The organism is Methylocella sp. (genome assembly GCF_044226135.1).
Taxonomy (GTDB): domain Bacteria; phylum Pseudomonadota; class Alphaproteobacteria; order Rhizobiales; family Beijerinckiaceae; genus Methylocapsa.
The window spans coordinates 14,820-38,451 of sequence record NZ_JBGAHM010000002.1; the positions used below are offsets into that span (position 1 = coordinate 14,820).

General features: G+C 70.8%; 25 protein-coding genes and 2 riboswitches. Of the genes, 4 read left to right on the top strand and 21 right to left on the bottom strand.

Annotation, left to right across the window (positions count from 1 at the left end; all coding sequences use genetic code 11):
- Window positions 1–59: 59 nt before the first annotated feature.
- The 8 genes from ACILRB_RS01330 to ACILRB_RS01365 form a co-directional block, all read right to left on the bottom strand.
- Window positions 60–800, bottom strand: coding sequence for a CbtA family protein (locus tag ACILRB_RS01330; RefSeq protein WP_395664500.1), 741 nt, complete (start codon window positions 798–800; stop codon window positions 60–62).
- Window positions 801–810: 10 nt separating this feature from the next.
- Window positions 811–1,020: a CbtB-domain containing protein gene (locus ACILRB_RS01335; protein ID WP_395664501.1), complete on the bottom strand. Its 210-nt coding sequence runs from the start codon at window positions 1,018–1,020 to the stop codon at window positions 811–813.
- Window positions 1,021–1,077: 57 nt separating this feature from the next.
- Window positions 1,078–1,150: riboswitch (cobalamin riboswitch) on the bottom strand.
- A 61-nt stretch (window positions 1,151–1,211) separates the two neighbouring features.
- Complete coding sequence (locus tag ACILRB_RS01340; protein ID WP_395664502.1) at window positions 1,212–1,748, bottom strand: copper chaperone PCu(A)C; 537 nt, start codon at window positions 1,746–1,748, stop codon at window positions 1,212–1,214.
- Between the two features lie 109 nt (window positions 1,749–1,857).
- Window positions 1,858–4,062 carry a TonB-dependent receptor gene (locus ACILRB_RS01345; protein WP_395664503.1) on the bottom strand — a complete coding sequence of 735 codons (2,205 nt, stop codon included), beginning with the start codon at window positions 4,060–4,062 and terminating at the stop codon, window positions 1,858–1,860.
- 119 nt (window positions 4,063–4,181) lie between these two features.
- On the bottom strand, window positions 4,182–4,550 hold the full coding sequence (locus ACILRB_RS01350) for a hypothetical protein (RefSeq protein ID WP_395664504.1): 369 nt from the start codon (window positions 4,548–4,550) through the stop codon (window positions 4,182–4,184).
- Window positions 4,551–4,667: 117 nt separating this feature from the next.
- Window positions 4,668–5,786 (bottom strand): ribonucleotide-diphosphate reductase subunit beta, encoded by a 1,119-nt coding sequence (locus ACILRB_RS01355; RefSeq protein ID WP_395664505.1) that lies wholly within the window; start codon window positions 5,784–5,786, stop codon window positions 4,668–4,670.
- 23 nt (window positions 5,787–5,809) lie between these two features.
- Window positions 5,810–8,644, bottom strand: a complete 2,835-nt coding sequence (locus tag ACILRB_RS01360) for a ribonucleoside-diphosphate reductase subunit alpha (protein ID WP_395664506.1) — start codon at window positions 8,642–8,644, stop codon at window positions 5,810–5,812.
- Window positions 8,645–8,759: 115 nt separating this feature from the next.
- Window positions 8,760–8,970, bottom strand: a riboswitch (cobalamin riboswitch).
- A 38-nt stretch (window positions 8,971–9,008) separates the two neighbouring features.
- A complete protein-coding gene (locus ACILRB_RS01365) occupies window positions 9,009–9,521 on the bottom strand; it encodes a methylated-DNA--[protein]-cysteine S-methyltransferase (protein WP_395664507.1) in 513 nt (170 codons plus the stop codon).
- A 224-nt stretch (window positions 9,522–9,745) separates the two neighbouring features.
- On the opposite strand from ACILRB_RS01365, the gene ACILRB_RS01370 reads away from it, so the two are divergent.
- Together ACILRB_RS01370 and ACILRB_RS01375 are read left to right on the top strand one after the other, a co-directional pair.
- Complete coding sequence (locus ACILRB_RS01370; protein ID WP_395664508.1) at window positions 9,746–10,558, top strand: uridine kinase; 813 nt, start codon at window positions 9,746–9,748, stop codon at window positions 10,556–10,558.
- Window positions 10,559–10,569: 11 nt separating this feature from the next.
- A complete protein-coding gene (locus tag ACILRB_RS01375) occupies window positions 10,570–11,412 on the top strand; it encodes a molybdenum storage protein subunit alpha (RefSeq protein ID WP_395664509.1) in 843 nt (280 codons plus the stop codon).
- Between the two features lie 127 nt (window positions 11,413–11,539).
- Here ACILRB_RS01375 and ACILRB_RS01380 read toward each other — a convergent pair whose 3' ends face one another.
- Window positions 11,540–12,019: a helix-turn-helix domain-containing protein gene (locus ACILRB_RS01380; RefSeq protein WP_395664510.1), complete on the bottom strand. Its 480-nt coding sequence runs from the start codon at window positions 12,017–12,019 to the stop codon at window positions 11,540–11,542.
- Between the two features lie 106 nt (window positions 12,020–12,125).
- Complete coding sequence (locus tag ACILRB_RS01385; protein ID WP_395664511.1) at window positions 12,126–12,344, bottom strand: hypothetical protein; 219 nt, start codon at window positions 12,342–12,344, stop codon at window positions 12,126–12,128.
- Window positions 12,345–12,617: 273 nt separating this feature from the next.
- On the opposite strand from ACILRB_RS01385, the gene ACILRB_RS01390 reads away from it, so the two are divergent.
- Window positions 12,618–13,445: a YoaK family protein gene (locus ACILRB_RS01390; RefSeq protein ID WP_395664512.1), complete on the top strand. Its 828-nt coding sequence runs from the start codon at window positions 12,618–12,620 to the stop codon at window positions 13,443–13,445.
- Here ACILRB_RS01390 and ACILRB_RS01395 read toward each other — a convergent pair.
- Both ACILRB_RS01395 and ACILRB_RS01400 read right to left on the bottom strand, forming a co-directional pair.
- Window positions 13,361–14,176 carry a family 1 encapsulin nanocompartment shell protein gene (locus ACILRB_RS01395; protein WP_395664513.1) on the bottom strand — a complete coding sequence of 272 codons (816 nt, stop codon included), beginning with the start codon at window positions 14,174–14,176 and terminating at the stop codon, window positions 13,361–13,363. The genes ACILRB_RS01390 and ACILRB_RS01395 overlap by 85 nt on opposite strands.
- A complete protein-coding gene (locus ACILRB_RS01400) occupies window positions 14,169–15,185 on the bottom strand; it encodes a Dyp-type peroxidase (RefSeq protein ID WP_395664652.1) in 1,017 nt (338 codons plus the stop codon). Before ACILRB_RS01400 ends, ACILRB_RS01395 begins: the two co-directional genes overlap by 8 nt.
- A gap of 411 nt (window positions 15,186–15,596) precedes the next feature.
- On the opposite strand from ACILRB_RS01400, the gene ACILRB_RS01405 reads away from it, so the two are divergent.
- On the top strand, window positions 15,597–15,827 hold the full coding sequence (locus tag ACILRB_RS01405) for a hypothetical protein (RefSeq protein ID WP_395664514.1): 231 nt from the start codon (window positions 15,597–15,599) through the stop codon (window positions 15,825–15,827).
- 75 nt (window positions 15,828–15,902) lie between these two features.
- On the opposite strand, the gene ACILRB_RS01410 is transcribed toward ACILRB_RS01405, so the two are convergent.
- From ACILRB_RS01410 to ACILRB_RS01450, 9 genes are read right to left on the bottom strand one after another with little or no spacing between them, the layout of a single operon-like run.
- Window positions 15,903–16,529, bottom strand: coding sequence for a response regulator (locus ACILRB_RS01410; RefSeq protein WP_395664515.1), 627 nt, complete (start codon window positions 16,527–16,529; stop codon window positions 15,903–15,905).
- Complete coding sequence (locus tag ACILRB_RS01415; protein WP_395664516.1) at window positions 16,526–17,980, bottom strand: ATP-binding protein; 1,455 nt, start codon at window positions 17,978–17,980, stop codon at window positions 16,526–16,528. Before ACILRB_RS01415 ends, ACILRB_RS01410 begins: the two co-directional genes overlap by 4 nt.
- Window positions 17,981–18,002: 22 nt before the next feature.
- Window positions 18,003–18,533 (bottom strand): hypothetical protein, encoded by a 531-nt coding sequence (locus tag ACILRB_RS01420; RefSeq protein WP_395664517.1) that lies wholly within the window; start codon window positions 18,531–18,533, stop codon window positions 18,003–18,005.
- Window positions 18,530–19,495 (bottom strand): YncE family protein, encoded by a 966-nt coding sequence (locus ACILRB_RS01425; RefSeq protein ID WP_395664518.1) that lies wholly within the window; start codon window positions 19,493–19,495, stop codon window positions 18,530–18,532. The genes ACILRB_RS01420 and ACILRB_RS01425 overlap by 4 nt, the downstream gene beginning before the upstream one ends.
- 7 nt (window positions 19,496–19,502) lie before the next feature.
- Complete coding sequence (locus tag ACILRB_RS01430) at window positions 19,503–20,057, bottom strand: SRPBCC family protein (protein WP_395664519.1); 555 nt, start codon at window positions 20,055–20,057, stop codon at window positions 19,503–19,505.
- 6 nt (window positions 20,058–20,063) lie between these two features.
- Window positions 20,064–21,104: a vWA domain-containing protein gene (locus ACILRB_RS01435; RefSeq protein ID WP_395664520.1), complete on the bottom strand. Its 1,041-nt coding sequence runs from the start codon at window positions 21,102–21,104 to the stop codon at window positions 20,064–20,066.
- On the bottom strand, window positions 21,101–21,694 hold the full coding sequence (locus ACILRB_RS01440; RefSeq protein WP_395664521.1) for a hypothetical protein: 594 nt from the start codon (window positions 21,692–21,694) through the stop codon (window positions 21,101–21,103). The genes ACILRB_RS01435 and ACILRB_RS01440 overlap by 4 nt, the downstream gene beginning before the upstream one ends.
- Window positions 21,691–22,722, bottom strand: a complete 1,032-nt coding sequence (locus ACILRB_RS01445) for a vWA domain-containing protein (protein WP_395664522.1) — start codon at window positions 22,720–22,722, stop codon at window positions 21,691–21,693. Before ACILRB_RS01445 ends, ACILRB_RS01440 begins: the two co-directional genes overlap by 4 nt.
- Window positions 22,719–23,630, bottom strand: a complete 912-nt coding sequence (locus ACILRB_RS01450) for a nonribosomal peptide synthetase MxaA (RefSeq protein WP_395664523.1) — start codon at window positions 23,628–23,630, stop codon at window positions 22,719–22,721. The genes ACILRB_RS01445 and ACILRB_RS01450 overlap by 4 nt, the downstream gene beginning before the upstream one ends.
- Window positions 23,631–23,632 lie beyond the last annotated feature (2 nt).

The window sequence follows — 23,632 nt, forward strand, 5'->3', positions numbered from 1 at the left end:
CGTGGGCTCAAGACGCGCAAGGCCCGGACGGACCGGGCCTCGCGTCTTCGGGCCGGCGCTCAGCGCAGGGCGCGGGCGAGCCGGGGCGCCGCCGCGTGGGCGAGGCCGCGCTCCGCGACATAGCCGAAAAGCAGGCCAAGCGTCGTCCACAGGATCGCCTGGATCCCGAATGAAACGAGCCGGAAGCGCCACAGCAGCATCGCCGGAAACTGGTCGGGCACCTCGTTGACGGCCGGCAGGACGGTCTGCGCGACGATCATCAGGACCAGATAGAGCGCGACGCCGAGCAGGGCCGCGTTCCAGGCGCCAAGCCGCGTCCAGAGGCTGCGCGCCAGCGCCACGGCGGCGCCGAGCGAGACGAGCGAGAGCGCGATCATCGAGAAATAGAGCTGCGTCCTGAGCACGATGGTCTCGGGCTCGCCGATCGCCGGCGGATTGGGCGGATATTTCAGCGCCGGCAGCAGGGCGATCGCGACGAAGCCGGCGAGCGCCAGAAGGCCCGCGGTCGCGCGCGGCGACAGCGCGCCGAACCGGCCGAGGCAGAAGGCGAAGGCGAGCGCGAACAGGCCGCCGAGCGCCGCGCCATAGACGACGACGCCGGTGAACAGGCCGACGCCGGCCTGTTCGCCGCGGCTCACGAGTTCGGGCTCCGGGGGCTCGCCCTTCGCCTGGCTCACGGCCTCCTCGAAGGCGATGGCGCGATCGACCGAGGGCTCGCCGAAGACGCGCGCGAAGCCGAACGCGAGCAGCCCCGCGAGCACGCCGACGAGCATGCCGCGCAGCAGAAGTTGACCGACCATGCGGGCCTCCTCAGTGGCAGGGAAAGCCGAGGAGATGGCGTCCGTCATGCACGAATTCGTGGACGTAGGAGCCGGCGATCAGCGACGTCGCGCCTTCTTCGGCGCCCACGAAATAGATCGCGAGCAGGAGAATGAGGCCGCCGAACACGGCCCAGGGCAAAATCTCGCCGACCGGGATGGGGGCCGGCCGGGCGATGGGTTCAAGAACGATATCGGACATCATGCGCTCCCCGGGATGACGCGTCCCGCCAGATGAGACTCGCCGCGCATGGATCAGGTCTGGCTTCCGGCGCCGGGAGCGGCGGTCCGGTTCACAGTGGCGCGACCGCGCCGGATTTCCGCCGGCTTCCGATCCACGGGCGACGCCGTAGCTAGGCGCCGCCCGGCCGTCGTGTCAATGCGCGCGGCGCGTCAAGGCTTCATGTCCATATGGTCCATATGACCGCCCTGCTCCATGTGGCCGGACTGCGCGGCGCCGACGCCTTCGACATGATATTGCACGGAGACCGTCCCGGCTTTCTCGAAGGTGAGCGTGCCGTCGACGACCATGCCCTCCTTCAGCGGCTCCTTGATGTCGACGAACATCACATGATAGGAGCCGGGCTTGAGCGTCGCCGAGCCATGGGCCGGAATGACGAGCCCGCCGGTGACGGGGCGCATGGTCATGACCCCGTCCTTCATCTCGGTTTCATGGATCTCCGTCTTGGCGGAGAGGGTCGAGGTCGCCGCAATCAGCCGGTCCGGCGCGGCGCCCGCGTTCTTGACCTCGAAGAAGCCGGCCGCGACCTTGGAGCCGCCCGGCGTCGCGCGCGACCACGGGTGAAGGATCTCGAGCGCGCCGAGCTTGTATTCATGCGCGCGCGAGGCGCCGGCCGAAAGCCCGAGCGCGGCGAGAGCGCAGGCCGCGGCTGCGAAAAGCCCGCGGCGGCGTGAAAGAGCGTTGAACATGGCGAAGCTCCCGAATGGGCCGCGTTCGACGGCGGCCGGTTGCATGTTGCACGGCGCGGGCGACAGCGTCCTGACGCGCACGCCATTGTGAAGAAGCGCAGGCGTGACGTCAGAATTTCACCGACAGGCGCCCGTTGAAGGAGCGCCCGAGCCCGGCGACGGCGTAGCCATAGGCCGGCGACGTCCCCATCATCGTCGTCGTGGTGTAGTTGACGAGATTGGCGCCGCCGAGCGGCAGGAAATAATTGGCGTTGAGGATGTTGTCGACGCCGAAGTCGATCCGCAGCGCCTCCCATTGATAGCCGAGGCGGAAGTTGAGCAGCGCGTAGCTCGAGGTCGCAAGTTCGTTGCGCACCTGGCTCACCGCCGTTTTTGACCCGACGAGCTGAAGTTCAAGGCTCGAACTCCACGCGCCAAATGTCTGGTCGAGCGCGAGCGTCGCATTGACCGGCATCATGTGATAGAGATTGACGCCGTCGGTCCGCTCGCCCTTCACGAAGCTGAGGTTGCCGCGCACGCGGCCCTGGCCATATTCGCTCGTGTCCCACACGGTCAGTTTGCCGTCGAGATTGACGCCAAACAGCGAGGCGTCATGATTGGCGAACTGAAGATAGACGAAATTGTTCGTCGTCGTCAGATTGTTCGCCAGATTGGCGACGCAGCCGGCGAGGGCGCAGCGGTCGGCGTCGATGTAATCCTCGACATAGCTGTAATAGGGCGTCGCCCTGAGCTCCCACGCGCCCCTGTCGGGATCGCGCCAGGCGGCGGTGAAGCTCACCGTGTTGGCTTTTTCGGGCGCGAGACCGACATTGCCGACATAGCCGTTGCCGTCGCCGAACCAGCCGATCATCTTCATCGCCATGGCGTTGGTCGACCAGGCGTAGCGCTCGTAGAGATTGGGCGAGCGGGTTCTGTGCGCGAACGCCAGTTCGTAGCGGGAGCCGGGGTCGGCGTCGAAGCGGACCAGCGCCGAGCCGTCGAAATTGACGTCCGTGCGCGCGCGGTTGAGCGCGTTGAAGGCCGCGGCCTCCGCGCCATACATCATCGGATCGTAGCCCTGCACCTCGCCGGTGTTCATGGCCACCACGTCGTTGCGGCCGCCGATGACCGTGGTCCAGCCGGCGTCCCAGCGGCGCTCCCATTCGATGAAGGTTCCGACGCGCGTGCGCTGGCCGTTGTTGATGTTCTGGAACGTGTCCGGGCCCATCATCATCGAGCCTGCGACCGGCGGCCACCAGTCGTCGAGCTGGTTGTAGTAGAGCTCGTTGCCGACCCTGAGGAGATCCTGCGCGCTGACCGAGACGGTTCCCTTGACCGAATAGCCGGCGTCGAGGCTCTTCGTCTCCATCGGCATGTCGCCGGTCTTGTCCGGATAGATGAAGCCCATGGTGTGGCGGATGTAATTGCCGAAAGCGGTCGCCTCGAGCGCGCCCCAGTCGAACACGCCCTCATAGCGTCCGTTGAGATAGACGCTGTGATTGTTGGTCATGTCCATATATTGATTGACGAAGCCCTGATAGGGGATCGCCTGCCCGCCGATCTGCAGCGAAAACACGCCGTCCTGCACTTTCCTGGCCAGCGAAAGCGCGTAATTCTGCACATTGTAGAGCGTCGACTTGATCTTCGTGCCGTCGCCGGCCGTATAATCGCCGGCGCGCGCCCAGCCGCCCGTGAAGGCGAGACTGGTGTCATAATTGGCGACCGTCGTATTCATGTTGACGCCATAGGCGAGGCCGTTCGAGCGGATGAAGCCCGAGACCTCGCCGGCGGCGGCGACGGCGTCCCCCTGCGCGAAAACCGGCGGCGCGACTTTCGCGTCGATGCGCGCGCCGGTGAAGTCGCCGCCGACGCTGACCGGCGCCGAGCCCGTGTAGACGCGCGCGCCAGACAGCATGGCCGGATTGACGAAAGAGAGCGGCGGATTCATCTGGTTCGGACAGGCCGGGGCGAAGATCATGCCGTTGATCGACGTCTGCACCCGGTCGGCGCCCATGCCGTTGACGGAAGGAAGGCTCGACACGCCGCCCGCTCCCCAGGCCGCGCCGCCGGGAAGGTCCCTGATCAGCGAGGCGGAGTCGCTTGTCCAGAGCTCGGCGCCGCGCGCCTGCGCGCCAGAGACGGCGGCCGTGGAGGCGGGAAGAAAGGCGCCCGGCGGCGGCGCCTCGACGATGACGGCGGGCAGCGTGTCGGCCGCCTGGCCATACGCCTGCGCCGCGCAGAACGGGCCGAGGCAGATCGCCGGAAACAGCGGGCGGGCGACCGCGGTCGACGCCCGAAGCGCGTCACGGACGCGCGGAGACAACAGGAAGCGCATGAAGACTATCCATCGGCGCGGGCGCGCAGGCAGGCGACGCGGGCGTCGCGCGCGCGGCCTCGGGGCCGTGTTGACTGAAGGCTGAAGCGGATCGGATTCGCCGCAAGGCGGCGACGGCCTCAGGCGGCGGCGGGAGGCCCGCGCGCCCGCACGGGCGAGGCGGACGCGCCCGCATGCAGCGCCGTCCACAGCGCGATCTCGAAATGCAGCTCGATCGCGAAGCGGTCGATCACGGGGGCCGCCGGCGGCGGCGGGAGCGCGGCCGCGTCAAGGCGGCAAAGGCATGACAGGCAGTGCGGCCTTGACGGCGCATGTTCGCCGGAGTCCGCCGGCGCGTCGGCGGCGCACAGGCGCAAGCCCCCGCCCGCGTCCTGCGGCAGGCTGGCGGCGAGCGCGCCCGTGAGCACGATCTGCAGGACGAGCGCATAGGCGGCGGCGAAGGCCGCGACCGTTGCGAAATTTTTCGTCCACCTTGCCAGCCGCGACATGCCGAACCTTCCAGACTGACCGATAACATGACGGCGCGTCCGAAATAAAGGGCGCGCGCGGGCCGGCCGGGGCCGCGCGCGGATTTCGTCTCCCACTGTGGCGAAAACGTCCCGCCGTCAGTCCCAGGCCAGCGCGCCGCCGCTCTGATAGTCGATGACGCGCGTCTCGAAGAAGTTCTTCTCCTTTTTGAGATCCATCGTCTCGCTCATCCACGGGAACGGATTTTCGGCCGGCGCGAACGCCGGCGCGAGGCCGAGCTGGCCGCAGCGGCGGTTGGCGATGAAGCGCATATATTGATCGCACAGGGGCGCGTTGAGGCCGAGCAGGCCGCGCGGCATGACGTCCCGCGCATAGGCCGATTCGAGCGAAGCCGCCTCGCTCACCATGCCGCGCAGCTCGTCCTGGAACGCCTTCGTCCACAGATCGGGATTTTCGATGCGGATCTGGTTGATCACGTCGACGCCGAAATTGAGGTGAAGCGATTCGTCGCGCAGAATATACTGATACTGCTCGGCGACCCCGACCATCTTGTTGCGCCGCCCGAGCGAGAGAATCTGCGCGAAGCCCGTGTAGAACCACATGCCCTCGAACACGACGTAGAAGGCGACGAGATCGCGCAGGAACGCCTGATCGGCCCCGGGCGCGCCGGTCGCGAATGAATCGTCGGCGAGCGCGCGCGTATGCTCCAGCGCCCAGGCGGCCTTGTCGGTGATCGAGGGCGCCTCGCGATACATGTTGAACAGCTCGCCCTCGTCGAGGCCCAGGCTCTCGACGATATACTGGAAGGTGTGCGTATGCACCGCCTCCTCGAACGCCTGCCGCAGCAGATACTGCCGGCACTCCGGATTGGTCAGCCGGCGGTAGATGGCGAGCACGATATTGTTGGCGACGAGGCTTTCGGACGCCGCGAAGAAGCCGAGATTGCGCTTGACCATGCGCCGTTCGTCCTCGCTCAGCCCGTCGCGCGAGCGCCATAGCGCGATGTCGGCCTGCATCGAGACTTCGGTCGGCATCCAGTGGTTGTTGCAGGCGGAAAGATATTTCTCCCACGCCCATTTGTATTTGAGCGGCAGCAGCTGGTTGACGTCGGCGCGGGCGTTGATCATGCGCTTGTCGTCGACGCTGACGCGCGCCGCGCCGCGCTCGATGCGCCCGAGGCCCGAGCCGTCGGCGGACGGAGCGGGCGCGGACAGGGCGCGGCGCGGCGCGGAGTTGAGGTCAGACCAGTCGAGCATGGCCGCGTCTCCCTTTCGCGCAGTCACTGGCAGGCCTCGCAGGCCGGATCGTCGAGCGCGCAGGCCGCCGGCGCGGCGGCGACCGCGTTCAGCTTTCCGTCGACGCCCTTCAGCGTCGATTTCTCCACATGCGTCGCCGAGCGCGAACGCAGGTAATAGGTCGTCTTGAGGCCGCGCCGCCAGGCGAGACGGTAGGTCTCGTCGAGCTTGCGGCCCGAGGGCGTCGCCACATAGAGGTTGAGCGACTGCGCCTGGTCGATCCATTTCTGGCGGCGCGCCGCCGCCTCGATCAGCCACGCCGGCTCGATTTCGAACGCCGTGGCGTAGAGCGCCTTGATCTCGTCGGGAACGCGGTCGATCGCGCCGAGGCCGCCGTCGTAGTATTTGAGGTCCGACACCATCACCTCGTCCCACAGGCCGAGCGCCTTGAGGTCGCGCGCGAGCGCCGCGTTGACGATGGTGAAGTCGCCCGACATGTTGGATTTGACGAACAGGTTCTGGAACGCCGGCTCGATCGACTGCGACACGCCGCAGATGTTGGAGATGGTCGCGGTCGGCGCGATCGCCATGCAGTTGGAGTTGCGCATGCCGACGCGCCTCACCCGCTCGCGCAGGGCGTCCCAGTCGAGCGTCGAGGAGCGGTCGAAGTCGGCGCCGACGCCGGCGCGCTCCTCGCGCAGCAGCTCCTGCGAGTCGAGCGGCAGGATTCCCTGCGACCACAGCGAGCCGTCAAAGCTCGGATAGCGCCCGCGTTCGGCGGCGAGGTCGACCGAGGCCGAAATCGCCTCGAAGCTCAGGGCCTCCATGCTCTCGTCGGCGAAGCGCACGGCGGCGTCGCAGGCGTAGGGAACGCGCATCGCCTGCAGCGCGTCCTGAAAGCCCATGAGCCCGAGCCCGACCGGGCGATGGCGCAGGTTCGAGCGCCGCGCCTCGGGAATCGTGTAGAAATTGACGTCGACCACATTGTCGAGCATGCGCATCGCCGTCTTCACCGTGCGCGCCAGCCGCTCGCGGTCGAGGCCCCGCGCGCCCACATGGGCGGCGAGATTGACCGAGCCGAGATTGCACACCGCGACTTCGTCGTCCGAGGTGTTGAGCGTGATCTCGGCGCACAGGTTCGACGAATGCACGACGCCGGCGTGGCGCTGCGGCGAGCGGATGTTGCAGGCGTCCTTGAAGGCGATCCACGGATGTCCGGTCTCGAACAGCATGGTCAGCATGCGCCGCCACAGATCCGTCGCGCGCAGCTTGCGGAACACCTTGAGCTCGCCGCGCGCGGCCCTGGCCTCGCAGGCCTCATAGGCCTCTTTGAATTCGCGCCCGTAAAGCTCATGCAGATGCGGCGTCTCGTCAGGCGAAAACAGCGTCCACTGCCCGTCCGCCTCGACGCGCTCCATGAACAGGTCGGGAATCCAGTTCGCCGTGTTCATGTCATGCGTGCGGCGGCGGTCGTCGCCGGTGTTCTTGCGCAGGTCGAGAAACTCCTCGATGTCGACATGCCAGGTTTCGAGATAGGCGCAGACGGCGCCCTTGCGCTTGCCGCCCTGGTTGACGGCGATCGCCGTGTCGTTCGCCACTTTCAGGAACGGCACGACGCCCTGGCTCTCGCCGTTGGTGCCCCTGATATGCGCGCCGAGGCCGCGCACCCGCGTCCAGTCGTTGCCGAGGCCGCCGGAATATTTCGCGAGCAGCGCGTTGTCGCGGATCGACTTGAAGATGCCGTCGAGATCGTCCGGCACGGTGGTCAGGAAGCAGGACGAGAGCTGCGCGCGCGGCGTTCCGGCGTTGAACAGCGTCGGCGTCGAGGCCATGAAGTCGAACGACGACAGCAGGCGGTAGAACTCGACGGCGCGGGCCTCGCGGTCGACCTCGCGCAGCGCGATCCCCATGGCGACACGCATGAAGAAGGCCTGCGGCAGCTCGAAGCGCGCGCCGCCGACATGCAGGAAATAGCGGTCATAGAGAGTTTGCAGGCCGAGATAGTCGAAGGCGAGGTCGCGCGCGGGCTCGAGCGCCGCGACGATCCTGTCGACGTCGAAGCGGGCGAGCTCCGGGTCGATCAGCCCGCCGGCGATCCCCGCCTTGAGATAGGCGCGGAAATAATCGGCGTAGCGCGCCGCCATCTCGTCCTGCGTCGCGCCCTCGGGCCGGCCGGCGAGGAAGCTCAGCGCCTCGCGGCGCAGGCGGTCGAGCAGGAGGCGGGCCGAGGCGCGCGCATAGTTCGGCTCGGTCTCGATCAGCGTTCGCGCGGCGAGGATCGGCGCCTGCGACAGCTCGTCGAGCGTGACGCCGTCGTAGAGATTGCGGCGCGTCTCGTCGAGGATCGCCTCCGGGAAGACGCCGTCGAGGCCCTGCGCCGCGCTGCGCACGAGCGCGTCGAGCCGCGCCTCGTCGAGCGGCTCGAGCGCGCCGTCCGCCGTCTTGACGCGCAGCCGCGGCGCCAGCGGCTCGGCCTGCGCCGCGGCGCGCTCGCGCGCCCGCTCCTCGCGATAGAGCACATAGGCGCGCGCGACCTTGTGATGGCCGCCGCGCATCAGCGCGAGCTCGGCGCGGTCCTGGATGTCCTCGATATGGAAGGCGCGGCCGGCGTCGGCGCGGCGCGTCAGGCCGCCGACGATCTCGTCGGTCAGCTCGCGCACGATGTCATGCACGCGGCGCGAGGCGGCCGCGCCGCCGCCCTCGACGGCGAGGAACGCCTTGGTCAGGGCGAGCGCGATCTTGGCGGCGTCGAAGGGGGTGACCGCGCCATTGCGCCGGATCACCTGGCAGCCCGGCTCGGACGGCGCGCCCGCCGGGGCTGCGCGCCCGCCCGCATGGCTCCGGCCGGCCGGCCGTTCGAGCTCCACGATCTGCGACATCGGCTTCAGACTCCAGACGTTGAAGCAGAGGCCGCGCGGACGCATGGAGCAGGGGCGCGGCGGAGCGTCCGCCGGCCCGAAATCCAGACGCTCCGTCGGGACGCCCCGCCCGAGGAAGATTCTTTCAGGTCGCGGCAGGTCTCCTGGCTCGCGGGTCGCCGCCTTCGCCCGGCCTTCCCGAAGCCTTGCGGCTTCAGTGGCGCGAAATGGGCGAAGGCTCGCCGCTCACAGTTGCGGGGACAGCCCCGGAGTCGCCGCAAGGCTCACCGGATTCCCTCTTAGCTTTCGCCCCTGAGGGACGAAAGACCGCGATCTCCAGATATAGTGGGGCGATCGCCCGGCACGGTCAACATATCGCCGGCCGTCATCCACAGCGGGCTTTGCGGCCAGGCGCCGGCAGGACGCCTTCGAGCCCCAGCAGGAACGCCTTCGCCTCAAGGCCGCCCGCGAATCCCGTGAGGCGGCCCGAGGCCCCGACGACGCGATGGCACGGCGCGATGATCGAGATCGGGTTGCGCCCGTTGGCGGCGCCGACCGCGCGCGCGGCGCGCGGATCGCCGAGCGCGCGCGCGAGGTCGCCGTAGCTGCGCGTCTCGCCATGGGGGATGTTCAGAAGCTCGGCCCAGACCCGCTTCTGGAACGCGGTCCCCTGCGGATCGAGCGGAAGGTCGAAGCGCCGCCGCCTCCCGCCGAAATATTCGTCGAGCTGGCGCCTCGTCTCGACCAGCGTCGGGCTGTCAGGGTCGGGGCGGCTCGGGCCGAGCGGCACGCGGCGCGGATCGTCGCCCGGCCACAGCACGGCGACAAGGCCGGCGCGGCCGGCGACAAGGGTCAGCTCGCCGACCGGCGACGCCATCGTCGTCCGCGTCAGATTCATTTCGACTCCTTTCCGGCGGACGCCTCGCCGGCGGCCCGGGCGACGTCAAAACCTCAGGCCGCGTCAGGCCCGGGCCGGCGCGACGCGCGAAATTGCGCGTTTTGCGCCGTTTTTTCCGGGCCATGTAAAAGAAGCATATTTTCCAGTCGTTGCCACGTAGTTGCTTAAGAAGTATTGATCTCCTCGAAACTTAAGCCGCGCGCTCCAACGCAGAAAGGCCCCCCATGAACACCACGACTTCGGAGCTCGAAACGCTCCTCATGCAGAGGTCGCTGACCGACGCGCAGCTGCTCGCCGCGGCCGAGGCCGCGCCGGACTTCAGAATCCTGCCCGACGCGACGGTGATCAAGATCGGCGGCCAGAGCGTGATCGACCGCGGCCGCGCCGCGCTCTATCCGCTGGTCGAGGAGATCGTCGCCGTCCGCAAGAACCACAAGCTCCTGATCGGCACCGGCGCGGGCACGCGGGCGCGGCATCTTTACTCCATCGCCGCCGGGCTCAACCTGCCGGCGGGCGTGCTCTCGCAGCTCGGCGCCTCGGTCGCCGACCAGAACGCGGCCATGCTGGGGCAGCTCCTCGCCAAGCACGGCATCTCGCAGGTCGAGGGCGCGGGCCTCTCGGCGGTGCCGCTCTACCTCGCCGAGGTCAACGCCGTCGTGTTCAGCGGCATGCCGCCTTACGGCCTGTGGATGCGTCCCGCCGCCGACGGCGTCATCCCGCCCTACCGCACCGACGCCGGATGCTTCCTGCTCGCCGAGCAGTTCGGCTGCAAGGCGATGATCTTCGTCAAGGACGAGGACGGGCTGTTCACCGCCAACCCCAAGACCTCGACCGACGCGAAGTTCATTCCGAAGATTTCGGTCGACGAGATGATGGCGCGGGGCCTGCATGATTCGATTCTCGAATTTCCGATGCTCGACCTGCTCAAGGCGGCGCGTCACGTCCGGGAGGTGCAGGTCGTGAACGGCCTCGTCCCCGGCAATCTGACCCGCGCGCTCGCCGGCGAGCACGTCGGCACCATCATCACCGCGAGCTAAGGGAGAATCCAATGTCCGACGCGGACGCCATCAAGCACGTCGCCTCGCCGCTCGCGCGCCAGACGCTCCTCGATTCGAGCCTGACCCGCCCCGTCGCCGGCCGGCGCCCCATCCGGCTCCTGCCCTGGCTGCAGGTCGTCAAGATCGGCGGGCGCTCGATCATGGACCGCGGCGCGGAGGCGATCCTTCCCGTCGTGGAGGAGCTGCGCAGGCTCCTGCCCGAGCATCGCATGCTGATCCTGACCGGCGCCGGCGTGCGCGCGCGCCATCTCTACGGCGTCGGCCTCGACCTCGGCCTGCCGGTCGGCTCGCTCGCCCCGCTCGCCGCGAGCGAGGCCGGCCAGAACGGCCACATCCTCGCCGCGCTGCTCGCGCCCGAGGGCGTCTCCTATGTCGAGCGCCCAACCGTCGCAAACCAGCTCGCGATCCATCTCGCCGCCGCCCGCGCGGTGGTCGGCAGCGCCTTCCCGCCCTATCATCATCACGAGTTTCCGAACTCGCGCATTCCGATCCACCGGGCCGACGCGGGCGCCTTCCTCGTCGCCGACGCGCTTGGCGCGGCGGGCCTCACCATCGTCGAGGACGTCGACGGGATCTATGACGCCGACCCCAGGGGCGAGGGCGGCGACAGGGCGAAGCTCATCTCCAAAACGAGCGCCGCCGACCTCGCCAGAACCACGGGCACGCTGCCGCTCGACCGCGTGCTGCTCGACCTGATGCCGACCGCCCGCCACCTCGAGCATGTGCAGGTGGTGAACGGCCTCGTCCCCGGCCGGATCACCGCCGCCCTGCGCGGCGAGCATGTGGGCACCATCATCCATTCGGGTGCCATGGCCGACGCGAACGCGGCCTGACGTTTTCGCCCGGAGCCCGCGCCAAGCCTCACGCCCCCGACGCCGCCCGCGCCGGGGGCGTTTGCGTAGACGGGCGGCGGCGCGAGAGACGCCGGCGGTTTCCCGAAGCCGCATGACGACGCCCTGTTCAGCGCGCGGCGCGCCGGTTGGCGCAGCGCCAGCGATGCGGCGTCTCGCCGACGAGACGGCGGAACGCCGTGGTGAAATGCGGCTGGGTCTGGAAGCCGACGGCGAGCGCCACATCCACGAGCGGCGCCTGCGTGTCGCGCAGCATCGACTGCGCGCGCTCGATGCGCCGGCGCAGCAGGAAGTCATGCGGACGCAGGCCGGCGGCCCGGCGGAACTGCGCCGCGAAATGCATGCGGCTCAACCCGGCGGCCGAGGCCATGCCGGCGAGCGAAACGCGTCCGCCAAGATTATCCTCGACATAGGCGACGACGCGCCTCATGCGCCATTTCGGCAAGGCCGCCATGGGGCGCTGCGGCGCGGCCTCCCCGCTTTCGGGCGGATCCGGACGACGCGACGCGGCGGGCGCGCGCGCGAGGATTTTCGCGGCGAGACAGCCGTCCGGACAATCGTCGAACGGCGAGACGGACTGGAACGACATGACGAACATCCTGTGGAACGGCGCCGCGGCGACGGCCGCGCGGCTCCCCGGCGATCCGGCGGCGCCCCGACGGGCCGCGCCGGCCCGGCCTGTTGTCCGCACGCGCCTATCGCAGCGCGGCGGCGTCGCCCCAGCCTTCCCTGACGCCATGGACCTCAAGCTCCTCGCGCACGGCGCTCAGCGCCGCCTGCAGCGCGGCGAGGCGGGCCAGCGCGTCGCCGCTCAGCTCCGCGGAGGACGCGCCCGCCGCGAGGCCTTCGACGGCGGCGAGACGCTCGGTTTCGAGCCTGTCGCGCAGGGAATGAATCGGCGCATGATCGGTCATGGAAAGCTCCTGTGGCGGGTTGCGCTTCGGCGCCTCCCGATGACGCGCCGACGCAGGCGAAGTCGTCTTCGCCTTCTCCGATCCTTACCGAACTTCGCGCCGGCGCCGAGCCATACGTTGGTATGGCAAATCCCGCGCCCGTCATACGCATGTATGATTTCGCGCGGTCCGCGCCGCGCCTATGGATGTCGCGTCAATGGCTCGTCGGCTTCCTGCGCCCGGCGCCCGTGCGCGGCGCGCCAGGAGCCGCCGTCCTGCTTCGGGAAGACGACCATGCCTCAGGCGACGAATCCGGCGACGGCCGACAGGACGCGCGGCGACGATCCCCGCGCCTGCGAGAGCCGCGCGCCAGGCCTTTGCGCCAATGTCCGCCGCATCCTCGCGCTCGGGCTCGTCGCGGGCTATGTCGACGCCGTCGGCTTCCTGGACCTCGGCGGCGTCCATATTGCGGCGATGACCGGCGACACCATCGAGCTCGGCATATCCGCCGCGCGCGACGACAGGGCCCGGCTCGTCGGCGTCGCGGCGACGATCGCCGCCTTCTTCGCCGGGGGTCTCGCCGCGGGCTGCCTGCGCCGCCGCGCGCCCTGCCCGGCCGTCGCGCTGACCGTCATGATCGGGCTCATCCTGTCGGCGCAGCTCGTCCGTTCGATCAGGCCCGATCCCGTCGCGGTCGAGCTGCCGCTGCTGGCGCTCGCCATGGCGACGCAGGGCCAGGCCCTGTCGCGTTTTGGCGGCGCGAGGGTCCAGACGGTGGTGGTGACGAGCAATCTGCTCAATTTCGCCGATGCGGCCGTCGGCCGGCGTTTCGCGCCGCGCGCGGCCGGGGCGGCGCGGCCGGACGCGGCCGAGGTCGTGCTGCCCGCCTGCGTCTGGCTCGGCCATGCGTTCGGCGCCGTGGGCGGCGCGCTGGCGGTCATGCGCCTGCCGCTGCCGCTCATTGCGCCCGCGCTCGCGCTGCTCGTCGTCGCCGCCGACTTTTTCCTCGCCGACGGCGCGGGGTCACGGCCGCGCTGTCAGCGCGACGCCGCGCCCGAAGGGGCGAGCGCCACGGCCGCCTCGGCGGTCAGCAGCCGGAAGGTGAAGCTTTCCTCGAGGTAGAGCCGCACGACGTCGTCGGTGTGCCCGAGATAGCCGATCGACACGTCCTGGCCGAGGCTCAGTTCAAAATCGCCGCCGCGCGTCGTCATCACGAAGGCGCCGTCGATGGCCGGGGCCCAGATGATGTCGTCATTGACCAGCCGCCGGACATGGTCGAGCACCGGGAAGCCGTGGTCGCTGGTCTCGGCGAGGGCGGTATAGGCGTCGGCGCCGAACAGCGCCACATAGGGGCCGTTGACGCCGACGAGGCGCAGCTGGCTCAGCGCCTGGGCGATCGCGTCCGGGTAGTCGCGGACGTCGGCCGGAAGCGTCATGACCGGATTGCTCGTCCCCTCGCGCACGCCCTCGATCTTCGCCCCGGCGTAGCCCTCGAAGATCGCCCTGTCTTCGGCGAAGGCGATGGTCTTGGCCGCGTCCTTGGCCGGCTGCCAGTCGGAATCCGTCGCGCCGCGCTCGACGTCGTCGATGGCCTCGCGCGAGAGCTCGAAGGGAACGCGCAGTTCGACCAGCGTCTTCACCTCGCGCCGGCGCGCCAGCACGCCCTCGGCCGGCGCGGCGATGGCGCGCAGATGGCCCGTGCCGACGGCCGAGAGCGCGAGGCCGCCGGCGGGCGGCATGTCGACGACCCGCCGGCCCGCCAGATAGCGTTTCAGCGTGCGGGCGGTCTCTTCTTCGATCTCGGCCCAGGCGGCGTCGGAGACGGGCGCGAGCTCGCGATGAAGATTATTCATGACGGATGTCTCCTTTGAGAGAACCAATGGCGAGCGAGCGGTCGCGCGGCCGCGCGGCGGCCGGATCGGGCGAACCGTCGGGCGCGTCCATGTCGGGCCCGTCCATGTCAGGCGCGGCGTCGAGGAAGCTTGCGGACGGCGCGAAAAACAGGCCGCCGGTGACGGGCGTGGTGAAGTCGAGCAGCCGGTCGTAATTGCCGGGCGGGCGGCCGACGACCATGTTCTCGAGCATCAGCTCGGTGGTCGCGGGCGAGCGGCTGTAGCCGATGAAGTAGGTGCCGGATTCGCCGCGCCCCGGGCGCCCGAACGGCATGTTGGCGCGCAGGATCTTGATCTCCCTTCCGCCCTCCTCGACGATGGTCAGGGCGGCGTGCGCGCAGGTCGGCTTGACCGCGTCGTCGAGCTCGACGTCGGACAGTTTCTTGCGGCCGATGATCAGCTCCTGCGTCTGCGTGGGCACGGCGTTCCAGGCCTTCATGTCGTGCACGTATTTCTGGACGAGGACATAGCTGCCGCCCATGAAGGCGCGGTCCTCGGCGCCGACGAAGACGGCCTCGTCGGCCGCGGCGCCCGCCGGATTCTCGGTTCCGTCGACGAAGCCGGTGAGGTCGCGGTCGTCGAAATAGCGGAAGCCGTGGACTTCGTCGGCCGTCGTGACGAGAGCGCCGAGGCGCTCCATGACGAGCGTGGCGAGCTCGAAGCAGAGATCCATGCGGTTGGCGCGGATGTGAAGCAGGATGTCGCCCGGCGTCGCGATGGCGTGGCGCCCGTCGGCGTGGAATTCGCGGAAGGGGTGCAGTTCGGCCGGGCGCGGCGCGCCAAACAGGACGTCCCAGGCCTGCGACCCGAAGCCGACGACGCAGGACAGGCCGCCCTGGTGGTCGCGGGCGGCGACGGCGCGCACGAGCCCGGCGAGATCGCCGCAGAACGCCCTGAACTCGGCGGCGGCCGCGCCGGGATTGATCGTGGCCACGAGAAAGATCGCGGCGGAGGCCGACGGCGCCGTCACGGGCTGCGGGAGAGGCCCGCGGACGGCTTCGCCCTCGGCCTGCGCGGGCGAAGCGTCCGGCTGACTGTCTTTGAACACGAAGCGCCTTCTCCTCGCGAGGCCGGCCGCGCCGGAACGATCGACCCTCCGGCGGCGCGGCGTCCCCGCCGTCGGCGGCCGCGCGGCAGGATCGGCGCCGGCCGCGTGGCCGGCGGGATCAGTTATTCCCCGACGCCGGCCAAGGTCAAGGCGCGTCCTCGCGCTCCGCCCCGGGCGGTTTTCGAATCCGCACGCCGGCGCGCCCGCCGGGCGTCGCCCGCGGGGCGCGGGCGCGATAGAGTGACGCGGTCTTTCGCGCCCCGTCCCCTCGTGCGCGCGGGCGCGCGAGGTTCATGTCCCGGGCCGGATTTTCCGGCCAAACAGGAGAAGCTGATGAACGCCATGGTCAAGACCGCCGCCGCGGCCAGCATGTTTTCCGCCATGTTCGGCGCCCCCGCATGGGCGGAGGAGAAGAATCGCGACGCCGCGATCGAAAAATGCTGGATGGAGGCCCACAAGGAATATCCGACCGACAGCGGCAACGACGTCAACACCAGCGGCCTGGCCAGGGACGCCTATTTCCATTACGCCGCGTGCATGCAGGACATGGGCTTCAAACCGTAAGGCGCGGGCGCCGGCGGGACGATTTTCGCGTTCCGCCGCCGCCGTCCCGCGCGTCGCCGCGTTCGGCCGGCGCGCCTATTTCAGGTTGCGCACGGCGGCGGCGATGAGTTCGGCGAGACTGCCGACGCCGAGCTTGCGGCGCAGCAGCGACGTCACATTGACCACCGTCTTGTAGCTGACGTTCATCTGCTCCGCGATCGCGCGGTACGAATGGCCTTCGGCCAGCAGGGAGAGCGTCTGGATCTCGCGCCGCGACAGGTCGGCGAGCGGGTTGGGCGCGACATGCGCGGCGAGCAGCGCGACCTGGGTGGCGACCGCGCCGCTGAGATAGGGCCTGCCCGCGCACACCGTCTTCACCGCCTCGACGAATTCCTCGACGCCGGCGTCCTTGACCACATAGCCGACCGCGCCGGCCTCGAGCGAACGGCGGATGATGACCGGGTCGGCGTGCATGCTGAAGACGAGGATGCGCACGCCGGGATCGCGGCGGCTCATGCGCCGGATGAGGTCGAGCCCGGCGAGCCCCGACCCCTTCAGCACGAGGTCGACCACGACGAGCTGGGGCTTCGTCTTGAGAAAAAGCCGGTAGGCCGAGACGATGTCGCTCGCCGCCGCGACCTCCGCCACGCCAAGCTCCTCGAGCAGGCGGCGCGAGGCCTGCAGCAGGATCGGATGGTCTTCGATGATGAGCGCGGTCTTCATGGCTGCTGCTTCCGTTCGGCGCCGTCCGGCGGCGCGGCGCCCGGCCCGACCGGCAGGGTCATGCTCAGGCGCGCCCCGCCGCCCTCGCGCGCGCCGATCGACCAGACGCCGCCCAGGGCCTCGATGCGCTCCTTCATGCCCCTGAGGCCGAAGCCCGCCTGCGCGTCGACCGGGACGCCCCTGCCCTCATCCTCGACGACGAGGCGAAGCCGGCGCCCGCCCGCGCCGTCCTCCTCGCCGACGCGAAGCCGGATCGCCGCCGCGCCTGAATGCCGCACCGCGTTGGTGAGGCTTTCCTGGACGCAGCGATAGACCGTCAAATCGACCGCCTCGCCATAGCCGGGGCCGAGCGCCTCGGCCTCGAGCGATATCGACACCGCCGGATTGAGCCGCGAAAAATCCCGCGCCAGCAGCAGCAGGATCTCGGCCAGCGGCACATGCCCCATGGCCATGGGGCGCAGGCTGTGCAGCATGGCGCGGTTGGCGACGCGCATGCGCTCGACGATCTCCTCGACGAGCCCGACCTGCTCGGCGGCCCGCGCCAGGGCGGCGGGATCGTCGCGCGCGATCCCGGCGAGCGCCCCCCTGAGGCCGCGCAGGCTCGCGTTGAGGCCGAAGAAGCAGGGCCCGAACTCGTCATGCAGGTCGAGCGCGATGCGCCGGCGCTCCTCGTCCTGGAGGCCGACGAGACGCTGGCCGAGCCTCCTGTTCTCGGCGTAGGCCTCGCCGAGCGTCGCGGCGAGATGGTTGAAGCGGTCGACGATCTCGGCGAACTCGCGCGCCGGCGGGGCGGCGATCCGCGTCGAGAAATCGCCGCGCTCGAGCTCGCCGAAGCCGTCGGCGAGGCGGGTCAGCGGCTTCAGGATGCGGCCGAAGGCGAAATACAGCGTCGCGATGACCGCGAGATTGGCGAGAAGCGCGATGCTGGCGAGCGCCAGCGTGTCCTCCCAGACCTCGGCGACCTCGTCCTGCGGCGCGCCGACGATGTGCACCGCGCCGATCTTGCGGCGGCGCGCGATGACCGGCATGGCGCTGCGCTCGGGGTTTGGCGCGACGAGCGCCATGAACCAGCCGGGCGCGGCCTCGCGCTCGAAAAGCTCGTCCATCAGCGGGCGGCGCGTCTCGATCGCGCGGCCCGCCTCGTCATAGACGGCGAAGCGGACGTGACGCACGAAGCCGAGCTGCTGCGCGAGCGTCGCGAGCAGGACGTCGGGCGGGGTTCGCGGCTCGTTGAGGCGGATCGTCTCGCCGACCAGCGTCTCGGCGAGGCGCATCGACCCCTTCATTTCGACGAGGGCGGCGCGGCGCGCCTTGACGATGACGACGGCGGCGCAGACCGCCGCCGCGGCGATGTCGATCGCCACGAAGCCGACGATGAGCTGCGCGCGCAGCGACGACATCCATCGCGGGCGCGCGAGGAGCGTCGGCCTTCCGTCTGCGGCGGCGTTCATGCGCGGCGGGTCTTCCGGCGTTTCAGGGATGCGGATAGGCGCGGCGGAGGTCTTCGAGCGCCTGCGCCCGCGTTTCGCCCCGCTGTCGCAGATTGAGGTAGTGTTGGCAAATCTGGCCGAAGATCATCTTGCGGCCGCTGAAGTCGGCGAGGCTCGTGAAGCCGTCGAGAATCGAGTCGTAGGTCTCCGGCTCGCCGCGCTCGGCCAGCGCCTGCGCGGTCTGGTCGACGCGGTTGGCGATCATGCGCCGGTCCTCCTGGAACTGCCGCTCGGCCTGGACGAGAAAGGCCCGGTAGATCTCGATCATGTGGTCGTCCTTCGGCGCGGGAGCGCCGACGCGGCGGCTCGCGAGCCACCAGGCGGGGTCGATCGCCGTCCCCAGCGGGAGCCAGTCCGGAACCTCCCCGGGCGTCTGCGTATCGAGCTTGCGGCGCGCGGGCTGCGGGGCCTCGTCGCAGCCCGAAAGCGTCGCCGCCAGCGCCAGCGCCAGCCCGGCGAGCGCCGCCGCCGCGATTTTTGCGCGCGTGTCGCGCTTTCCGCCCGCGCGGCTCATGCGGGAACGCCGAGGCAGAGGCCGGCGCGCGGCCCGCCGCCGACCCTGATGCGGCCGACCTCGGCGAAAGCTTCAAGATCGATCACCGAAATGTCGCCGGAGAACCAGTTCATGACATAGGCCCGGGCCGTGTGCGGCGCGACGACGACGCCTTCCGGGTAGCGCCCGACGCGGATGCGGCGCGCCGTGTCGAGACGCCCCGCAGCCAGCCGGGTGAGCGCGCCGCTCTGCTGGCTCGCCACGAGCAGCGCCCGGCCGTCAGGGGTCGCGGCGAGGCCGTAGGGCGCGCCGCCGCAGGCGGCCTCGCCGACCCGCTCGAGCCGCTCCGCGTCGAGGATCGAGACGGTTCCGGCGCGCACGCTCGCGACATAGACCGTCGCGCCGTCGGGCGAGGCGGCGATCGCGAACGGCCCCTCGCCGACGGCGATCCCCGCGACGCGGGTCATGCCGTCGAGATCGACGACGCCGACGGTCGCGTCGTCGCGCTCCACGACATAGAGCCGCCGCCGCGCCAAGTCGCGCAGCAGCGCCGGCGCGGCCGACGGCGATCTTGCCGCGCGGCGCGCCGTCGGCGCGGCCAAGGCGCGCGTCAGCGCCGCGCCGCTCCAGTCGCCGAGGATCACCTCGTCCTCCGTGACGGCGAGGCCGAACGGCTCGCCCCCGGCATAGAGCGGTTCGAGAAGCCTGCCCGCCGCGACGTCGAACACGGCGGCCTGCCCGGTCTCGGGCAGGCTCATGTAAATCGTCCGGCCGTCCGGCGAGGCGGCGAGCGCCGCCGGCCCCGAGGGCAGCTCATAGGCCGCCGCAACGGTCTCGCGCTCTATGTCGATCTTCAGGAGGCGGGCGCCGCCCTGGTCGACGACGAACAGCGCGAAGCGGCCCTCGGCGCGCGCCGGCCGCGCGAAAGGGCCGCAGGCGGCGGCGGCGAGCGAAGCTGCGACCAGGGCGCGACGCGTCAGCATGGCGGCGCTATTTCGCCTCGGTCTTGTTCGCCTCGACCCTGGCCTTGAGCCCGGCGAGGCCCGTCTTCATAAAGGCGGTCATGGCCTTGACGGCGGCTTCGTCGTTGAGTTCGTCGGGCGGGAAATTGCCGGTGTCGCCGCGATAGAAGCGGCCGAACCATTCGACCGTCGACCCGCCGTCGGCGCCGGGCTTCACGTCGATGGTGGCGGAATAGAAGCTCACCGGCAGCACGTCGAGTTTGGCGTCCTTGAGGCGGTAGGAATAGGTCATGTTGGCGTCGTCATGCTCGTCGAGGCTTTCCTCGAGCTCGCCCCCCTTGCGGAAGACGAGGGTGCGGATCGCGTCGGACTTGTCGCCGTCGCTCGATTTGCTCGACGCGAGCTCGGGATGCCAGGCGGCGATGTCGCCGAAGGATTTGAGCGCGTCCCAGACCCGCGCCGGAGGCGCCGCGATCGCGACGGTCTCCTCGACCTTCTGCGGGGTCGGCCCATGCGCCGCGGCGGCGGTCGCGAGGAAGGCGAGCGGGATGAACAGGGCTTTCAGGACGGCGATCGATTTCATGGGCTTTTACTGGCTCCGGCGCGTGAAGATGGGGAAAGGTCCGAGCGCCGCCGCCCGGCGCGCCGCAGGCGCCGCATAGGCGAGGACGAGCAGCGCGAGGGCGAGGGCGATCGTGAACGGGCGAAGATCCTGCGGCCGCGCCGCCGGACGCGGGCGGCTCGCGGCGCGGATCGCGGCCTCGAGCGAGGCCGCGTCGGTCAGGCGCGCATAGGAGAGGCCGGTCTTCGCCGCGAGCGCCCTGAGATAGGTCTCGCGCAGCGACGACAGATGCTCCTCGCCCGAGGCGGCCGCCGCGCCGAAGGGGGCGTTGCGCGGATTGTAGCCTTCGCGGCTCTCGGCGTCGGCGGGCGGCGGGCCGAAGCGGTTCTCCTGCGTCACGTCGCTCATGCCGAGGAAGCCGATCTCGCGCCCGTCGTCGTCATATTTCGGGATGGGCGAGAGCGACAGCCCGCCGACGCCCATGACGACGCCGTGGCTGGCGTTCGGGTCGCCCTCGAAGGGCGGCCCGCCCGAGGCCGGCAGCGGCGGCGCCTCCTGCCCGTCGGTGAAGAAGACGAGGTCGGCGTCGAGGCTGTTCGCCAGGTCGATCGAGCGGTCAAGGCCCGCCGCGATATGGCTGTCGCCCTCCCAGGCCATGCGCCAGTCGAGCGCCGCGATCGCGCCGTCGACCGCGGCGAAAGCCGCGCAGACGTCGATCGGCTCGAACAGCAGGAACGGGCGCCGTTCGGAAAAGATGGCGAGCCCCACGCGGGCGGGGCACGGCAGCCGCGGAAGCGTCGCGCGCAAATCCGCCTTGACCGCGTCGAGCCGCGCCTGCGGAACGCCGCCGCTCGCATAGTCGCGCACGTTCATGCTGCCGGTGACGTCGACGACGGCGAGCAGGGTCACGCCGTTCGTCTCGGCGGCGCGGCGCAGCGGCAGAAAGCTCGCCGCGAGCGCCAGCGCCGCGCCGGCGAGGAGCCAGACGCGCCGGTCGCCCCGGACGGCCTTTTCGCGCGCCGCCAGGGCGGCGGCGAGAGACGCGGCGAAAGACCGGGCGCGGCTCATGGCAGGCCCTTGGGGCGCCCGGGCGCGTCGGACCACATCCGCTCGCGCCCCTGCGGCGCGTCGTCGCCGCGCGTCTCGCCAAGGGAAGGAAAATCGCGCACGAGCCGCGACGCGACGTCGAGATTGTAGCGCGCGTCCCACAGCTCCGGGTCGAGCGTCAGCGCCGCGCGATAGTCGGCGCGGGCGAGGTTGACCAGGGGCCCGGCCTCTTCGAGCCTGCCGGCCTCGAGCATCGTGAAGGCGGCGCGCATGCGGGCGTTGGCGAGGGCGTCGCGCGCCGGCGCGAGGAGGGGCGAGCCGCGCCGGTCGAGCGCTTCGACGAGCGCCTGCGCCTCGTCGACGCGGCCGCGCTTCGCAAAGAACAGCACGCGGGCCATGACCCGCGCGTCGGCCGCGTCGGGCGGAATCGCGAGGTCGCGGCCGGCGTTCAGCGCGGCGACGGCGCGCGCGTCGGCCGCGGCCAGGATCCAGCGCGCGGCGAACAGGGCGCAGGCGGCGAGCGCAAGCGCGAGCAGCGCGACGAGGAGCGGCGACTTCGCCCGCAGGGCGAGGCGCCGCAGCGCCGCGAGGGACTGGCCCGCGCGCGTCACGCCGCGGTCTCCGGCCGGCGGGTCCGCGCGCCCGGCGCGGCCCGCGCCGTTCTGGCGAGATCGGTTTCGGCGAGCTTCGCGCCAAGAAGCAGCAGCACGCAGGTCAGGGCGACGGCGAGGGCGCGCCCGGTCTCGTCGCGCACGGGCAGGCGCTCCTGATAGACGACGGGCCGCGTCTCGAGCCGGCCGATGGCCGCGACGGCGGCTTCGACCGCGCCCGGATTTTCGACCTCGAAAGCGCGATAGGGAACGCCGAGGCTCTTGAAGAACAGGTCGAGGTGGCGCTCGGGCATCGCCTGCGGCGTGTCGGCGCCGGCCTTCGGGAGGTCATGAAGGCCCGGCGCATTGGCCGTGCGCAGGAACAGCCAGTAGAGGTTGACCGGCGAGCGGGCGATCGCCATGCGCAGGCGGTCCTGCACCTTGGGATCGATCACGGCGGCGCCGTCCGACACGAGCAGCAGCACGCGCGCGTCGCGCGCCTCGCCCTCGAGCAGGGAGAGCGCGGCGGCGAGGCCGCGGCCGATGTCCGTATAGGCGAGGCCCGGACGGTCGATGGCGGCGACCGCCGCCGCGGCCGCCTCGACGTCGCCGGTCATCGGCAGCATGGGCATGGGCGAGGTCGAGAAGCCGATGACGCCGAAGCGGTCGTGCGGGCGCCGGCGCAGATAGTCCTGAAGCACATGGCGCGCCGCCTGCGCCTTCGATTCCTCGCCGCCGCTCGGCTCAGCGCCGGCGAAGGTGTCGTTCATGCTCGCGCTGCGGTCGATGAGCAGCGCGGTCTCGGCCCCCTCGCCGACGCGCGTCACGGAGCCGCCGCCGCTGCGCGGCCCGGCGAGCGCGAGGATCGTGGCGGCGACGGCGAAGGCGCCGGCGAGCCGGATCGCGCCCGAGACGAGCCGCGACAGGGGATCGGCCGGCGCGCCGGCGAGCGACGGATAGGCGCGCCGCCGCGTCAGCCCCGAAAACAGCGGCAGAAGGGCGAGCGGCAGCAGCCACAGGGCCCAGGGCCTCGCAAGGACGTCCGTCATGGCGACGTCCTTTCGAGGCGCGCCAGACGGCCCGCGAAGGCGCCGAGCTCGGCCGGCGGGAACAGCCCGCGCGCGGCCTCCGCGTCGCCCGCGTAGAACAGCCGCCGCGACGCCGCGAAGAAGCGGCGGAAATCGGCCCCCTCGGGCGCAAAGGCGGTTCGGACGCCGAGGAAGCCGTCAAGATCCTCCTCGAAAACCCGGCCGCCTGCGGTCTCGTCGATCGCCTGATGCAGCCGCCTGAAGGCGGCCGACGGGTCGCCCTGCGCCGCGCCGCGCGCCAGCGCCGGGCTGCGCGCGGCCTTCGAGAACGGGCGCGCGCGGCGCGTGTGGAACGGCGGCCAGGCGCGGTCATGGGCGAGAAGGGCGAGCGCCAGCGCCGCCGCCGCGAGCGCGCCGAGAAAGGCGCGGCGCGGCGACGCGACGTCGGGCGCGGGCGCTATGGGGTCGGGACGCAGGAAATCGGCCGGATCGTCGGCCGTGGGCTGGATCTCGCGCAGCGCCGAGACGCCGAAGGAGAACGGCGGGATCTGCGCCGTCACGCGCCTGTCGTCGCCCGCGCGAAAGATCAGGTCGAAGCCCGGGATGACCAGCTGGCGCGCGTCGAGCGCGGCGTAGAAATTCTGGTACGACAGGCGCAGGCGCAGGCGGCGCGGGTCGCCGCCGAGATCGTCGACCGCGACCGAGCGCAGGTCGAGCCAGTAGGCGACGGGCCCCGGCCGCGGCGTCGAGGCGGGATCGAGCCTGAACGCCGGATCGACCGAGACGAGCACGTCGAAATCGAGCACGTCGCCGAGGAAATGGCCGTAGGGGCGCGGCTCGGCCCGCTCGATCGAGACGATCTGGGCCGGCGCCGGCGTCGCCGCGAAAGCCAGCGCGAGAGCGACGAAAACGGGGGCGCGCCGGCGCATGG

What these genes read in the sequence shown, in the direction of transcription:
- ACILRB_RS01330 (WP_395664500.1), bottom strand. Translation starts at nt 800, where the DNA reads ATGGTCGGTCAACTTCTGCTGCGCGGCATGCTCGTCGGCGTGCTCGCG.
- ACILRB_RS01365 (WP_395664507.1), bottom strand. Translation starts at nt 9,521, where the DNA reads ATGAATCTGACGCGGACGACGATGGCGTCGCCGGTCGGCGAGCTGACC.
- ACILRB_RS01430 (WP_395664519.1), bottom strand. Translation starts at nt 20,057, where the DNA reads ATGAAATCGATCGCCGTCCTGAAAGCCCTGTTCATCCCGCTCGCCTTC.
- ACILRB_RS01385 (WP_395664511.1), bottom strand. Translation starts at nt 12,344, where the DNA reads ATGACCGATCATGCGCCGATTCATTCCCTGCGCGACAGGCTCGAAACC.
- ACILRB_RS01340 (WP_395664502.1), bottom strand. Translation starts at nt 1,748, where the DNA reads ATGTTCAACGCTCTTTCACGCCGCCGCGGGCTTTTCGCAGCCGCGGCC.
- ACILRB_RS01410 (WP_395664515.1), bottom strand. Translation starts at nt 16,529, where the DNA reads ATGAAGACCGCGCTCATCATCGAAGACCATCCGATCCTGCTGCAGGCC.
- ACILRB_RS01450 (WP_395664523.1), bottom strand. Translation starts at nt 23,630, where the DNA reads ATGCGCCGGCGCGCCCCCGTTTTCGTCGCTCTCGCGCTGGCTTTCGCG.
- ACILRB_RS01425 (WP_395664518.1), bottom strand. Translation starts at nt 19,495, where the DNA reads ATGCTGACGCGTCGCGCCCTGGTCGCAGCTTCGCTCGCCGCCGCCGCC.
- ACILRB_RS01415 (WP_395664516.1), bottom strand. Translation starts at nt 17,980, where the DNA reads ATGAACGCCGCCGCAGACGGAAGGCCGACGCTCCTCGCGCGCCCGCGA.
- ACILRB_RS01355 (WP_395664505.1), bottom strand. Translation starts at nt 5,786, where the DNA reads ATGCTCGACTGGTCTGACCTCAACTCCGCGCCGCGCCGCGCCCTGTCC.
- ACILRB_RS01370 (WP_395664508.1), top strand. Translation starts at nt 9,746, where the DNA reads ATGAACACCACGACTTCGGAGCTCGAAACGCTCCTCATGCAGAGGTCG.
- ACILRB_RS01390 (WP_395664512.1), top strand. Translation starts at nt 12,618, where the DNA reads ATGCCTCAGGCGACGAATCCGGCGACGGCCGACAGGACGCGCGGCGAC.
- ACILRB_RS01380 (WP_395664510.1), bottom strand. Translation starts at nt 12,019, where the DNA reads ATGTCGTTCCAGTCCGTCTCGCCGTTCGACGATTGTCCGGACGGCTGT.
- ACILRB_RS01335 (WP_395664501.1), bottom strand. Translation starts at nt 1,020, where the DNA reads ATGTCCGATATCGTTCTTGAACCCATCGCCCGGCCGGCCCCCATCCCG.
- ACILRB_RS01445 (WP_395664522.1), bottom strand. Translation starts at nt 22,722, where the DNA reads ATGACGGACGTCCTTGCGAGGCCCTGGGCCCTGTGGCTGCTGCCGCTC.
- ACILRB_RS01435 (WP_395664520.1), bottom strand. Translation starts at nt 21,104, where the DNA reads ATGAGCCGCGCCCGGTCTTTCGCCGCGTCTCTCGCCGCCGCCCTGGCG.
- ACILRB_RS01350 (WP_395664504.1), bottom strand. Translation starts at nt 4,550, where the DNA reads ATGTCGCGGCTGGCAAGGTGGACGAAAAATTTCGCAACGGTCGCGGCC.
- ACILRB_RS01420 (WP_395664517.1), bottom strand. Translation starts at nt 18,533, where the DNA reads ATGAGCCGCGCGGGCGGAAAGCGCGACACGCGCGCAAAAATCGCGGCG.
- ACILRB_RS01395 (WP_395664513.1), bottom strand. Translation starts at nt 14,176, where the DNA reads ATGAATAATCTTCATCGCGAGCTCGCGCCCGTCTCCGACGCCGCCTGG.
- ACILRB_RS01375 (WP_395664509.1), top strand. Translation starts at nt 10,570, where the DNA reads ATGTCCGACGCGGACGCCATCAAGCACGTCGCCTCGCCGCTCGCGCGC.
- ACILRB_RS01405 (WP_395664514.1), top strand. Translation starts at nt 15,597, where the DNA reads ATGAACGCCATGGTCAAGACCGCCGCCGCGGCCAGCATGTTTTCCGCC.
- ACILRB_RS01360 (WP_395664506.1), bottom strand. Translation starts at nt 8,644, where the DNA reads ATGTCGCAGATCGTGGAGCTCGAACGGCCGGCCGGCCGGAGCCATGCG.
- ACILRB_RS01345 (WP_395664503.1), bottom strand. Translation starts at nt 4,062, where the DNA reads ATGCGCTTCCTGTTGTCTCCGCGCGTCCGTGACGCGCTTCGGGCGTCG.